The following is a 13,411-nucleotide window of genomic DNA, read 5'->3' as shown; positions in this document are numbered from 1 at the left end:
GGGGAGGTGAAGTGATGATAATCCCCGCAAACGCTTGTTTTACATCCCTCAATCTGTTGCACCGATGGTACAAACTGATCATAATGCCCTGATAGGTTCAAGATATGAAATATGATTCGGGGGATCCTCTGTGAAAGCTATTCTGCCAATGTTGCTGCCGATCTTCCTGGCCGGGTGTGCCAAATCTGTTGATGAGCGCGCCGATGAATATATTGATTTAAGTTTTGCGCTGTGCGGCGCCAAAGTGAAGTCGTATTCACAGGGAGAAGACGGCAAAATTCGGGTGGTGTGTGCCAATGAAAGCTATTTCCTGGTGAAAGATCAGCAAACGCTGGCCTACATGAATGAGCTCAATGGTGCCTATTGTTACGGGAAAGGCTTTTCTGTGTTTAATGAACGCAGTAATTATTACACCTTCACCTGCGCTGATGACAAGAGTTTCAATATTCCGAAGTAGCCCCTGAATGCTGCATCCGGCTGAACCATGCCTTACATTGCGATGCACGGCTGGTGAAGCGATTTAACCGCAAAACAGTAAGTTGTCGTACCTGTGGTCTTTTCTGTAGAACAATTATCGCTGGTCCACCAGTTGCTCTCGCAGCGGCTGGTCTATATCGACGCGCATTTACGCCAGGGGGCTTTAGTCTATATTGAAAGCCTGCTGGTCGAGTCGCATATTCCGCGCACGCATTATTTAACGCTGGATGATCTCAGCAGCCCTTATCCGATGCTCAGGCTGACGTCTTGGATGCCGGTTGATTTCTTCAGTTCGGCGCCTTCGCCGTCTTGCCAGGATGACCCGCTCCGACCGATCAAGCTCACCCTCTGTACGGCCAAACAACAACCGAATGCAAGGCCGATCCATCGTTGGCAAACCCTCGGTACCTTCCGCTGTGCAGATGCTTTGCAAGCCATCCAGTGCTTGCTCATCGCCTTGAACAATCCGGCTTATTTTTCCACCTGCCGGGCCTGTGAGCTCGGGTGTGCGGCCGGATATCTGAATGCCCGGCAGCTGTGCTGCAATTGTGTTGAAGTTCCCGTCGACTAGAGCGTCGGGATCGATCTTTTCTCTTTCGTGCGTGATTTTCATCGCTGAGATCAGCATGAAAGGACGCAAATCCCCGACAACTGGATTGAATAGCCCTGTCTATACTCTGAATGGTCAAAAGAAGAAAACGAATTCGGAGTGGGTATGGACTTTTTAGAGAGCTTTTTTGGGATCATCGGTGATCTCACCTGGGGATGGTCGTTGGTGCCTTTCCTCGTCATCTTGGGCCTTTTCTTTACCATTGTCAGCGGATTCGTCCAATTCCGTTTCTTCGGACGTATGTTCCGGGTTCTGCTTAATAAAAATCAGACAACAGACAAGAATGCCATTTCGGGTCGGGAAGCATTGCTGCTTTCCGTCGGCGGCCGGGTTGGTGGCGGGAATATTGCCGGGGTTGCGGTTGCGATTACCCTCGGCGGTCCCGGTGCGGTCTTCTGGATGTGGGCGATCGCATTGGTTGGGATGGCTACCAGCCTGGTGGAGTGTTCACTGGCCCAATTGTATAAACGTAAAGAAGGTGAAACCTATCGCGGGGGGCCGGCGCGGACCATTATTCACGGGCTGGGGGAAGACTACCGCTGGCTGGCGTCCCTGTACGCCGTGTGTCTGATTGCCTCGTTTGCACTGGGATTCAACGCATTCCAGGGCAACACCGTTGCCGGTGCAGCGCAGGATAGTTTGGGGATCGACCGGATTTGGACCGGCGCTTTACTGGCGATTGGGACTGGCTTTATCGTATTTGGTGGGATCAAGCGGATTGCCAAAGCGGCGGACGTCATTGTGCCGATAATGGCCGTCGGGTACCTGGCAATGTCCTTGGTGGTGATTTTGATGAACATTACCCATATTCCAGCCGTGATCAGCAGCATTGTTGCCAACGCTTTTGGACTGGAAGAAGCGGTTGGCGGCGGGATGGGCGCCGCATTGGCTCAGGGGCTGCGCCGGGGCCTGTTCTCGAATGAAGCCGGACTGGGGTCGGCGCCGAATGTGGCGGCGACTGCCGAAGTGTCTCACCCGATCAGCCAGGGGATCACGCAGTCTTTGTCGGTGTTCATTGATACGATCCTGATCTGTAGCTGTACCGCGTTTGTGATCCTGCTGGGGGATGTGTATGTTCCCGGCGCCGGGGATATTGACGGGGTCGTGCTCACGCAGCAGTCCCTGGTATCGCATATGGGGGAATGGTCGCAGTACTTCCTGACCGTGGCGATCCTGCTCTTTGCCGTCAGTTCAATTATTTATAACTACTACTTGGGTGAAAATGCCCTGACCTTTATGTCCGGTAGCAAAGTCGCCGTGTTTGTGCTGCGGGTGGTGGTGATTGGGATTGTGTTTATGGGGGCGGTTGCACCCGGAGCCACCTCAGTCTTCTTCTTTTCCGATCCGCTGATGGGGGTGCTGGCGATTGTCAACTTGCTGGCGCTGTTGATGTTGTTCCCAACCCTGACCCGGATCCTCAAAGATTACAAACAGCAGCTCAAGGCCGGGGTTGAGCATCCGGTTTTTGATCCGAAGAAATTTTCGGATCTCGATCTTGATCTGAAAGCCTGGAAGCCGAAGCCGTCGCAGGCGGACAGCCAGGATTCTTGATAGAAGCACACAGGCCGCCCGGGCCCGTGCGTCAGGTATATCAAGTGCCTGCTATTAAGGGTCGGTCTCCGGCTGTTGCTTTGAGACTGTTGGTTTCAGGCTGCTGTTTTAAAACTATTGCTTTCAGGCCGCTGGTTTCAGGAGCTGGCCGAGGTAACGAACCACATGCGCCGCATCCTGAGCGGCGCGGTTCACTTTGGCAATCAGCTGCTCAGCACGCGCATCGTCTTCCTTCAGGCTTGCCTTAATTTTCTGGTTCATCGCTTCAGCCATTTCCAGCTTGGTCTTGCAGTCCTGAAACAACGCAGAAAGAAAGGTCAGCTCAATATCCCCGCCCTTTGAAAACATTTCTGCGGCAATGGTGTAGACCGTGTGGAATTTGGTCGCCATATCTTTTTGGTTCGCTTGGCTGTCTTTCGCCCAGTCTTCGGCCCAACCCTTGAAGATCACGGCGATTTGCGGATTCGGAGCAATATTGACTTGTTGCATGGCGTGTTGTCCTCAGGTGAATTGCAGGGGCATAGTAAAGCAGCTCAGAATGAGTTTAAAGCGATCAGGCCGATTTGCCGCGTCTATCGGATAAAAATTCACCGCAGTGGCACTCTGGAGGTGGGGGAAAGGCAATATTCGGGTGCAGTGACAGAGATTGTAATTGACAGACAGCCCCGCATTCTGTGACCCGGGTAACTTTTTATCTGCACATTTAGTGACAGGTGTTAAATAACTAAATTATTGATATTGAATGCTTTTAAGGTGCTTTCGCGCGTCGTATATTGCGTTTCAGCAGGGGGAGCCACCGTTCATGCAGGTGTTGGACGGGTTGGTAGATATCGCTCCGCCTCGAGCTGAAAAGGAATGACGATGACCCGAAACAAACGATTACGCCCGTGGCTGCTGGGGTTGGCGGTGCCAGGCTTACTGGCGATGAGTGGCGCTGCGGCGGCTGAAAGTACCCATTTTCGTTATCAGAATCTGGAAAGTTACCGGCTCGATGCCGCGCAGGTGTTCCGGATGCGCAAGGCGATTCCGGAACACCTGCGCAAGGCGCTGAATCCGCTGATAGGGAAGACGTATTACAGTGAGCCATTGTTTTTACAGGCACTGAGCGACCAACTGGGTGGGGCGATTGTAGCGCAGCATCAGGCCCGGTTGGTGGAGAAAGCGCGTCAACCGGTTGAAAGTTTGTCGATTGATGTCATTAACGATGATGTGCTGCATGTCGCCTTTGCATCGTATCCGGACAATCAGGCACTCCCGACCACAGAATTGATTGATCTGAATGGACTGGCCCGCAAAGCTTCGGTGGTGAACACTGAACAGGGATTCTCGACGGCGTCATTGCAAGTTACGGTAGCGCCCGAGAGCCTGTGTTTGACGGTCACATCAAAGCGCCACGGCCAGCTGAGCGAAATCTGTCCGGGCAAGGGACATAGCTTTAGCCTCGATTCACCAGGAGATTACCAGCTCAACGGGCTTGGGCAGGAGTTTCATGATCCGGGCGTGTTGAATGCCAACTGGCTGGGTCATAAGCGCCATGGCGGCAACAAGATGGAAGGGTTCCAGGGCGGCGGTACCGGGAATACCCAGTTTCCGATCTTGTATGCGCTTAACCCGCAGCAAAAAAATTATGCCGTCTATCTGGATACCGTTTACTCCGCGGAATGGGATTTTACCCGGGCCCCCTGGCAGGTCGCCCAGCTAGAAGACGACCCGAAGTTTTTATTCATCGCCGGAGAGGATCTGCCGGATCTGCGCCAGCAGTATATGGCTTTGGTCGGCAATCCGCTGGTACCACCCAGAAAGTTGTTTGGTTTGTGGCTGTCGGAATATGGATTCGATAACTGGCAGGAGCTGGATGATAAACTGACCACCCTGGCGGAGCACAAGTTCCCGCTGGATGGCGTGGTGATGGATTTGCAGTGGTTCGGTAATGTCGATGCATTCAGCTCAACCAGCGCCATGGGCACCTTGACCTGGGATGAGGCACATTTCCCGAATCCGGCGCAAAAAATTCAGCAGCTCAAAGAGCAGGGCGTCGGCATGATGCTGATCGAAGAGTCTTATGTCAGTGACGGGTTGGCAGAGCACACCAAGCTGGCTGAAGATGGTTACCTGGTCCAGGATCGCCAAAGCGGCCAGCCGATAGATTCCGATCCCAATGGCTACGGCTACTGGTGGGGCAAAGGCGGCATGATTGACTGGACCCACCCGGAAGCCGGGAATGCCTGGCATGACTGGAAACGCCAGCCTCTGATTGAGATGGGCATATTAGGTCACTGGACCGACTTGGGTGAGCCGGAAATGTATAACCCGCAGGGGATCTATGCCGGTGGGAAGTCGCACAATGCGGTTCATAATATTTTCAACTACAAGTGGCTGGAGAGTATTTACGCCGGCTATCAGCGAAATGAGGTAGAGACGAGACCCTTCATGATGTCTCGCTCCGGTGCTCCGGGCATTCAACGTTTCGGTGCGACGATGTGGTCGGCAGATATCGGCACCAATGTGGAGAGCTTGGCGACTCAGTTCAGTATGCAGCCGAATATGATGCTGTCGGGCATGGATTACTACAGCTCGGATATCGGTGGCTTTCACCGCAGTGCCCTCAGCGTGGTGCCGGAGAAACGGAAGCAAGCATTGGATGAAACCTATACCCAATGGTTTGCCTACAGCACCTTGTTTGAGGTGCCGGTCAGGCCGCATACGGAAAACTTGTGTAACTGTAAAGAAACTGCGCCCGACCGCGTCGGCGATCAGGCCAGTAATTTGGCCAGTATCCAGTTGCGTTACCAGTTAATTCCTTACCTGTACTCGCTGGCCCACCGGGCTCATGTGGCTGCCGAGCCGGTCTATCCGTCGCTGGAGTATTATTTTGGTGATGATCAGCAGGCGTATAACCTGCCGGCGCAAAAGATGATGGGCCCGTCCTTGATGGGCGCAGCGGTGGCTAAACTGGGGCAGCAAAGCGTGGATGTCTACTTGCCGCGTGGCACCTGGTATGACTATCGTACCGGACGGGCTATTGAAAGCCAGGGCCAGTGGTTGTCATCGGTACCGCTGTATCAGGATCAGGTGATGACTCTTCCGTTGTATGCCCGGGAGGGCGCGATTATTCCGGTCAATCCACAGCAATCGATGCCGATGAGTAGTGAAGTCCCGGAAGCCCTGGCGGCGCGGATTTACGGCAAATCCGGTGCATTTACCTTGTATGAAGATGATGGGCAGACGCGAGCATATCTGCAGGGGAAAGTACGGAAGACGACGCTGAGCACTCGTGAAACAACAAACGGGGTTGCGCTACAGGTGACCACGGAAGGCAGCTACGACGGTGCATTGCAACAGCGGCCAATTCAGCTGGCGTGGTTCGGGCTAACGCAGAAGGTTGCGGCTGTGACGCTGAATGGCAAGCCGGTTGGCGAATGGACACAACAGGGCGAGCAGGTGCGGATCAGCAACCCGGCGGTGGATGTCCGACAGCCACTGGAGATCAATATCCGGTTTGAATAAACGGGCTCTGGGGATAAAAAAACAGCCAGCAATTTGCTGGCTGTTTTTATTCGTGGCAATAGAAATTGCGTTATTTGTTTGCCGTGCTCGGCTGCTCCGGGTGCCAGGCACCGTCCAGCTCTTCCAGTTCCGGGAACTTCGAGCGGTCGAACTCAGGTGTTTTACCGGCTTTCAGCTGCACTTCATAGTCTTTAATCACCTTGATGGCCAGCTGTGACAGCAGCATCAGTGCGATGATGTTGACCAGTGCCATGACCCCCATGGATGCATCTGCCAGGTTCCAGACCACCGGCAGCGACGCAACAGAACCGAACATGACCATCGCCAGCACAAACAGGCGGAAGATGAACAGGCCTTTTTTGCTGTTGCCGTTCAGGAACATGATGTTCGTTTCAGCGTAGGTGTAGTTGGCAATGATCGAGGTGAAGCAGAACAACAGGATGGCAGCAGCCATAAAGTAGGTTGTCCAGCTGCCCAGCTCACTGCTCAGGGCTTGTTGGAGCAGGCCGATACCGGTCGCGGCATTCGGTTGATCCATCACACCGGAAAGCATGATCATCGCAGCAGAAGCTGTACAGATCACGATGGTGTCGGCAAAAACCCCCAGCATTTGAACAAAGCCCTGAGAGGCAGGGTGGTTCGGGTTTGGTGTTGCGCTGGCAGCCACGTTGGCTGCAGAGCCCATACCGGCCTCGTTCGAGAACAGGCCGCGGGCGATACCGCTCTGCATGGCTTGTGAAATGGTGTACGCCACGCCACCGACAGCGGCTTCTTCCCAGCCAAACGCGCTCTTGACAATCAGAGCTACGGCCGCAGGCAGTTCGGTGATGTTCATGATCACAATCACCATCGCAATCGCCAGGTAACCAATCGCCATCACGGGGACGATGCGAGAGGAAGCTTCCGCGACTTTACGCAGGCCGCCCATAATGAAGAAGGCCGCAGCGATGACAATCACAATCCCCATGATGGTTTTATCAAAACCGAATGAATGGTTCAGTGCATCGGTGATGGTGTTGGCTTGAACGGCGTTAAAGACCAGACCGAAGGCGATGATCAGACAGACGGAGAACAGTGATCCCATCCAGCGCATGCCCAGACCTTTTTCCATGTAGTAGGCCGGTCCACCACGGTATTGACCGTCGACATCTTTGGTTTTGAATACCTGAGCCAGGGTTGACTCGATAAAGGCGGTCGACATCCCGAACATGGCAATTAACCACATCCAGAAGATAGCGCCCGGACCGCCCACAGTCAGGGCAACAGCGACACCCGCCATGTTCCCGGTACCGACACGGGCAGCCATTGAGGTGCAGAAAACCTGATAGGAACTGATCCCATTATCAACATCTTTCCCGCTCTTCAGGACATCGACGGCGTGTTTGAATTGACGAATCTGGATGAAACCGAGGCGAATAGTAAAGTAGATACCCACTGCAACCAGCAGGTAGATAAGTAGATAGCCCCAAAGTACACCATTAACTTCGCCAATCATTGCCAGCAGGCTGTCATTGAGCGAGGTTAACCAAGTTTCGTGTGTAACACTCATATTATTTTCCTGTTTATCAGGCTCAGCAGGTCAGGGACTTACTGAGCGAACCGGAACGTCCATTTAAGTGACAGTTCGTATTGACCGATTTCAGATGTGTTCTTGTTGGTTGCTCACAAACGTGTCTGCATGGGTAACCAGTTGCATTTACAATTGTGAAACATGAAATCGGATGCTTCGACTTGTGAAGGTGCAGAAAGTTAGCATGAAATTCTAAAGCCCACTTGCGATCTAAATCACACTTTTCAAATGATAAATATGCAAGTAACTGTTATTTATTGAATGTAAATAAATATTAACACTATAAATCAATGGGTTATATTTGTATTCACATGATGTGATGAGGGATAAATCGAACGCTGAACAATTAAGCAAAAGAATTATTTTAACCTGAATTTAACTTAAAATGCAGAAAATTTAACTTATTGCTGGTGGGGTTTTATTGCCAAATTTTAACAACTGGCAACTTTTTGAACACCTTGTTGGTTGTGAATCAATCAGATGTGGATGAGGCAGATGTTGTTGAAAACGCAATGATGCCCCCGTTCGGGAGCAGGCGACTTAATGCAATGCGGGTGCAACCCAAATTGAAGCGATATAAGGATGCGTCGCTTTAGTGGGTATACTGGGGTTTCAGCAGATGGTGATAGTGCATGAATGCAGGCTTCAGGACATCGTCTTCGTGTATTTCAATAATATCTGTACATTTGTGTCCGCAGATACAGATGTAGACATTATCTTCTGACACAAAAAACTCATCAGATTGTCCGCATTGATTACAAATCGGATCGAGCTTCATTGGTTTTCCTCCCTGTTATACGCTGAAATCATACTGTGAGTTCCATGGGTTTCATATATTACGCGGTGGAAAGTTGGATTCATCGCAAGTTTTTATTCTGCGCCTGTGACTGGCATAGACAGGGAAAAGCGATCTCATCTAACGAAAAGGACGGGCAGGGGAATCGATCAATGCTTTCATGTTCAACATCGTGCTTCGTAACGTTCAGATACAAAAAGGGCCCTTTGGTCGGACATACTGGATTCGAACCAGCGACCCCTACTCCCCCAGAGTAGTGCGCTACCAGACTGCGCTAATGTCCGCCAAAAGGCCATTATATTCATGGTCTTATCGACGGGTTTAAGTTAGCAACAAGCCGCCCGGAAAGCAAAGGCTAAAGTGTGATCAATCTACCAAAACCGTGACGGTATGAGATTAAGTGCTCGAACTCTCAGCAGTTAGAGGGTTTTTGGGCACCATGATCTAAGGTGCCAGACAGTGAACATGTATCAATGAGGATGAACAAGACGCTGTATTGTGAAGGACTTGGCTTCCAGAGGTGATAGGCACCTGTTTCAAAGCCCCTGGACGGAGACTTTATTTGAGAAATCGCTAAAATTTAAGTTCACAATAAACAAAACTGAGAGTATGATTTGCACGTAAATGCCTCTCTGCGCTGCACAGCGACAAATTTCCATTATAATTAGGGTGTGAATTGATTCTCCGTTCTAATCGATGAGTTTGGCAGGCAGTTACCAACCTTTATGATTCCTTTTGTGTGCCTATTAATTTTTATATTAATTGGCAATCTCGTTCTAAGGCGAATGCCGAACAACTTATTATTCGTTCAAGCTTTCATGTAATGCCTGAATGAGACCAAGTTGGTTTGTGATTTAAGAGGTATATTTCATGGATAGTTTTGCAGCTGCTGAAAAAGCACTGACCGCAATGTTAAAAAACGTAGATGCGAACGGCTCAACAAAAGAAGAGCGTGTTGATTATCGTCAAATGTTGATTGATTTCGCCGACGAAGTCCCGGGACGTCAGAAAGCCGTGATCAAGCGCATTCCACTGCAAAAGATTAATGATCTGATTGCTGTACTTTACGAATTTAAAGAAGAAGCACGCCAGGTTCGTATGACAGAAATCCTGGCTCAAATGGAAAAAGATGGTGTCCACCCTGAAGATCTGGTGTTGAAACAACAAGACTAATTTCTCGAAACACATCACGCTTTATCCAGACTTTCAACACAGCGATATGTCCGTTGACGGAATTCTTTTATCTGCCGCTTGTATTGTCAGTGTCGGGTGTCAGCATTTGAATCGTAAAAAATTGACAGAAGTTTTACGATCAAATGTTGCAAATAGTGATAGGGATTTATCTTTGTTCCCGGACATCAGGCCAATTTCAGCCTGTCAATTATCCCGTCGGGAAATCGCCGGATCGGTGAATTTCTTATTTCTAGATCGATCTTATCCAGGAGATAGCGTTCGGGAAAGTGCCTGCTGAAGAGGGATCAGGTACTAGGGAATAAATCTACCGTGCTGCTGTTTCTGTGGAAGTTCGCGCAATCGACACGTTGATCGGGCGCGCATCTGCGTTTTATCGAATGTCTATACGACGGGGCGGGGGATTTACGTTCTATAATCGGTTTGCCGCAAATTTGTAATCAGCCGCATCAAAAAAATACGATAAAAATATACTCGGGTACGTCTGATACCGAATCCCCCAATACAGAGACAACAAAAAACGGAGAGCCAGGCTCTCCGTTTTTTTGTGGTGGTATGCCGTTTAAGCTTCAACAATCTGTGTCAGGTAATCGACTTCATTTCGATACTTTCGGACATTGCGCGACAGTGTGCCTTTGGGGACATCAAAACGTTTTTCGGCCTCATAGCTGGACAAGCCATCAAATACAACGGCCGCAACAGCAATACGTTGATTCTCTGATTTGAAAATCCGCTGTGCAATGATCTGATACTGATTCCGGGTCATGGTCATACTCACTAAAGCTTGCGTCGTCCCGCTTCAAATGTCGGGAGCTAATAACGAACAATGTGTCGACTATAGCACCCGAACCCTAACCGTAGCTTAATCAAGTAGTCTTAATCCGGTTGGCAAGGCATCGCCGAAGACGCGTTTGGTCTCATCTTCAGTCAGCACTTTGACCTCAGACACCATTTGGATCCAGCTGTCGGGCGCTTTGCTCGCTTTCAGTTTATCAATCACGGCTTGGCGATTCGCGTCGTCGAGATCCAGCGCCCGATCCCCGGTCATGCGGGACATCATGACGGCGGCAAAAGCGATGTAGGGCTCCTTGCGCCAATCCCAGTTCATCAGCTCCGGCAGACAGTAAGCAACATGCTGCGGGGTGAGCAGGTTGTGTGCACTGCCGTAGAACGGACTGCGGCTGGCAATCCGCCCGATCGCCCACCAGTGCGCCTGCGCATGCTGTGGCTTCTGGAGTCGGCCAAACAACCACTCAATCAGCTGCAGCTTTTTCTCAAACGGCAGGTGCTCCAGTGACGCGGCCAGGCGGACCATATCTTCGTAGCTACGCTCTTGCATTTCGGCTTTCAGCTTACTGTTGCGCGTGGCACTCGGGTTGATGTACTTGGCAATGTCTTTCAAGATCACCTGTTGCTGCTCCTGGCTGAGCCCGCCTGCGACCCGGCGCCAGAAAACCCACCAGTCACTCCAGGTTTGGGTATTGGTATTGAACTGGATTCCTTGCTGATATAAGTGCCAGATCTGTTCCATTCGCCAGTCATCCGAGGGATAACCGAATCCCGGGCGCATGGCAAAGCCAGTCAGTTTAAGCCAGTTCCGCTCATGCAAATCGGAACGGCGACGGCGTTTTTTACTGTCGAGCAGGGTTCCGGCCAGCTCCCGCAGGCAAGGGGTGTCCCAGCTATCGCGTTTACCCAGCATTTTTTCCAGCCGGTTGCGCAGGGTCTTGATCGCCAGATTGTCCGCTGTTTTGGTACTGCCACCGTAAACCTGCTTGATGGCTTCAAGCGCTTCATCAATACGTGCCGGAAGCACGGACTCGGCCAGTGTACTGTCTTCACCGCGATTTAACCGGGCAATATCTTTGCGGATGGCAAATTCCACTTTCCAGCGCTTGTGCTCGTCACTGAGGCTGACACATTCGATTTGCAGGGTACCGACTTCGGTCAGCTGACAGGCCAGAGTGACTTCTTCCCGGTCTTTCTGATTGGCTGCCAGTGATGCGCGATCCCGTTCGCTGTCCAGGGTTGCAATAAACGGCGGTAAGGTGACAAAACTATCGCTATCAATGTCGAACAGCTCGCCGGCCTGGGTATGGCTGTCATCGGTGGATGAGACCAGATTAAAGCGTACCGGCTCTCCCAGCGTCAGGGCAAATTTGCGATTGGCCAAACGCACTTCCGTGCCTTCATCCATCCCCTTCGGAAGCAAGCAGATCCCTTGCTTGCCTTTCTTTTTATCGTCGAGTGCCAGGAAGAAGGAGCGGGCGGAGCCACCACCAATTTTTAACTGAGCGCCATGTCGCGCTTTTGCGTAGGCCACTGCACCATAGGCTACCGCCAGATCCGGATGCGGGTTTTGTAATTCAGTGACACTGTCACCACGCCAGTGTGAAAAGTTGCCCAGCACGCGCTCGGTCAGCAGCGGGCTGTTAAACACCCCGCCGTTCAGCAAGACGGCGGCCGGAATCGCCGGCAGGCTCTCATCCACGTCATTCCCACCGTCGTGCAGTGCTTCCCGACAGACGGCATCATGTAAACCGATAAATTGGGCCAAGTGTTTGCTGATAGCCGGATCGGCCGCGTAGGGCAGGCCGAACTCGACCACAGCGGCCTGGCGCTGGCTCGGTTGATCCTGGAATTCGGTCTGCGGGAAGAATCCGTTCAGGGCGATGTCATGCACTTCTTCCCGGCTCAGTTCGACGCTTCGGGCGCCACCGATCAAGCGTGATCCACTGCCGAGCAGGGTGATCTTGGCAGATGCAGGGGCGTTGCCGGACAGTAGCTGCTCTTTGACCTTGCGGGTTTGCTGGATCAGTTTTGACAGTCCGGCCGCGGTGAGTTTTTTCTGATTGCCGTGTAGTAACAGCTCAGCCCGATGGGCGAGGGCCAGATCCAGGTTGTCGCCACCGAGCATCAGGTGATCGCCGACGCCAATCCGATCCAGGCTGAGTTGATCGTCTTGGGTACTGACTTTGATCAGACTGAGGTCCGTGGTGCCGCCTCCCACATCGCACACCATCAGCAACGGAATATTGTGCAGCAGTTGCGGGGCCTCGGCTTTGTTGTTGGCATACCAGTCGTAGCAAACGGCCTGCGGCTCTTCCAGCAATAAAATGTCAGGCAATCCGGCCAGGGACGCAGCTTCCAGCGTCAGGGCGCGTGCGGCTTCATCGAATGAAGCCGGGACTGTGATCACCACTTCCTGGTCAGCCAGTTTGGCATCTTGGTGGTGATAGTCCCACGCCTGGCGGACATGATTGAGATAGCTGGCACTGGCCACAACCGGTGAAACTTTGGCAACGTCGCTGGCGGCGGACCACGGCAGGATCGCTTCACTGCGATCAACGCCGGTATGCGAAAGCCAGCTCTTGGCGCTGACGACCTGACGTCCTTCAACCTTAGCGCCCAGCTCGCGGGCAAACTCGCCGATAATGGCGGCCGGAATATCCCCGGCGACTGGCTGGAGATCCCAGGGCAGCACCAGCTCAGACGGGTTGAGTTCACCTTCGGCAGGGTGATAACGGAATGAAGGCAATAACGGCTTGCGGGCAACTTCGCCCGGCGCAATCAGCTGGTCAATGTCGAAAATCTGAACCGGGCTGGACTCCAGATCATCGGTGATTGCGGCATAAGCCACCACAGTATGTGTCGTTCCTAAATCGATACCGACAAGATAACGCGGGGAAGGCATGGATGACTCCGTGAT

9 protein-coding genes and 1 tRNA gene are annotated in these 13,411 nt (G+C 52.0%); 5 read left to right on the top strand and 5 right to left on the bottom strand.

The annotated features are described in order from the left end of the window. The first annotated feature begins 130 nt into the window (after positions 1-130). From NH461_RS09340 to NH461_RS09330, 3 genes are all read left to right on the top strand, one after another. Positions 131-457: a hypothetical protein gene (locus tag NH461_RS09340; RefSeq protein WP_261600097.1), complete on the top strand. Its 327-nt coding sequence runs from the start codon at positions 131-133 to the stop codon at positions 455-457. 93 nt (positions 458-550) lie between these two features. Beyond that, positions 551-1,048, top strand: coding sequence for a hypothetical protein (locus tag NH461_RS09335; protein ID WP_261600096.1), 498 nt, complete (start codon positions 551-553; stop codon positions 1,046-1,048). A 144-nt stretch (positions 1,049-1,192) separates the two neighbouring features. Then, positions 1,193-2,638 carry an alanine/glycine:cation symporter family protein gene (locus tag NH461_RS09330; protein WP_261600095.1) on the top strand — a complete coding sequence of 482 codons (1,446 nt, stop codon included), beginning with the start codon at positions 1,193-1,195 and terminating at the stop codon, positions 2,636-2,638. 123 nt (positions 2,639-2,761) lie between these two features. Here the strand turns inward: NH461_RS09330 and NH461_RS09325 are convergent, their stop codons facing one another. Further along, positions 2,762-3,127 carry a hypothetical protein gene (locus NH461_RS09325; protein WP_261600094.1) on the bottom strand — a complete coding sequence of 122 codons (366 nt, stop codon included), beginning with the start codon at positions 3,125-3,127 and terminating at the stop codon, positions 2,762-2,764. 372 nt (positions 3,128-3,499) lie between these two features. Here NH461_RS09325 and NH461_RS09320 point away from each other — a divergent pair, with 372 nt between their 5' ends. Beyond that, entirely contained in the window at positions 3,500-6,145 is a 2,646-nt protein-coding gene (locus NH461_RS09320) for a TIM-barrel domain-containing protein (protein ID WP_261600093.1), read from the top strand. Positions 6,146-6,215: 70 nt separating this feature from the next. On the opposite strand, the gene NH461_RS09315 is transcribed toward NH461_RS09320, so the two are convergent. Both NH461_RS09315 and NH461_RS09310 read right to left on the bottom strand, forming a co-directional pair. Continuing rightward, positions 6,216-7,694 carry an alanine/glycine:cation symporter family protein gene (locus tag NH461_RS09315; protein WP_261600092.1) on the bottom strand — a complete coding sequence of 493 codons (1,479 nt, stop codon included), beginning with the start codon at positions 7,692-7,694 and terminating at the stop codon, positions 6,216-6,218. 1,024 nt (positions 7,695-8,718) lie between these two features. Then, positions 8,719-8,795 (bottom strand) — tRNA-Pro (locus tag NH461_RS09310). Positions 8,796-9,381: 586 nt separating this feature from the next. Here NH461_RS09310 and NH461_RS09305 point away from each other — a divergent pair. Further along, the gene (locus NH461_RS09305; RefSeq protein WP_261600091.1) at positions 9,382-9,684 is read left to right on the top strand and encodes a hypothetical protein; all 303 of its coding nucleotides are present in this window, start codon (positions 9,382-9,384) and stop codon (positions 9,682-9,684) included. 580 nt (positions 9,685-10,264) lie between these two features. Here the strand turns inward: NH461_RS09305 and NH461_RS09300 are convergent. Continuing rightward, positions 10,265-10,468 carry a helix-turn-helix domain-containing protein gene (locus NH461_RS09300; protein ID WP_261600090.1) on the bottom strand — a complete coding sequence of 68 codons (204 nt, stop codon included), beginning with the start codon at positions 10,466-10,468 and terminating at the stop codon, positions 10,265-10,267. A gap of 96 nt (positions 10,469-10,564) precedes the next feature. Next, a complete protein-coding gene (locus tag NH461_RS09295; RefSeq protein ID WP_261600089.1) occupies positions 10,565-13,396 on the bottom strand; it encodes an Hsp70 family protein in 2,832 nt (943 codons plus the stop codon). Positions 13,397-13,411 lie beyond the last annotated feature (15 nt).

Source organism: Photobacterium sp. TY1-4, assembly GCF_025398175.1.
In the GTDB taxonomy this organism is placed as follows: Bacteria; Pseudomonadota; Gammaproteobacteria; order Enterobacterales; family Vibrionaceae; genus Photobacterium.
Note: the sequence above shows the minus strand (reverse complement) of the source record. Positions and strands in the feature narration are given on the sequence as shown.

Coding starts and splice junctions, on each gene's coding strand:
- NH461_RS09315 (WP_261600092.1), bottom strand. CDS start 7,694: ATGAGTGTTACACACGAAACTTGGTTAACCTCGCTCAATGACAGCCTG.
- NH461_RS09300 (WP_261600090.1), bottom strand. CDS start 10,468: ATGACCCGGAATCAGTATCAGATCATTGCACAGCGGATTTTCAAATCA.
- NH461_RS09295 (WP_261600089.1), bottom strand. CDS start 13,396: ATGCCTTCCCCGCGTTATCTTGTCGGTATCGATTTAGGAACGACACAT.
- NH461_RS09320 (WP_261600093.1), top strand. CDS start 3,500: ATGACCCGAAACAAACGATTACGCCCGTGGCTGCTGGGGTTGGCGGTG.
- NH461_RS09325 (WP_261600094.1), bottom strand. CDS start 3,127: ATGCAACAAGTCAATATTGCTCCGAATCCGCAAATCGCCGTGATCTTC.
- NH461_RS09305 (WP_261600091.1), top strand. CDS start 9,382: ATGGATAGTTTTGCAGCTGCTGAAAAAGCACTGACCGCAATGTTAAAA.
- NH461_RS09330 (WP_261600095.1), top strand. CDS start 1,193: ATGGACTTTTTAGAGAGCTTTTTTGGGATCATCGGTGATCTCACCTGG.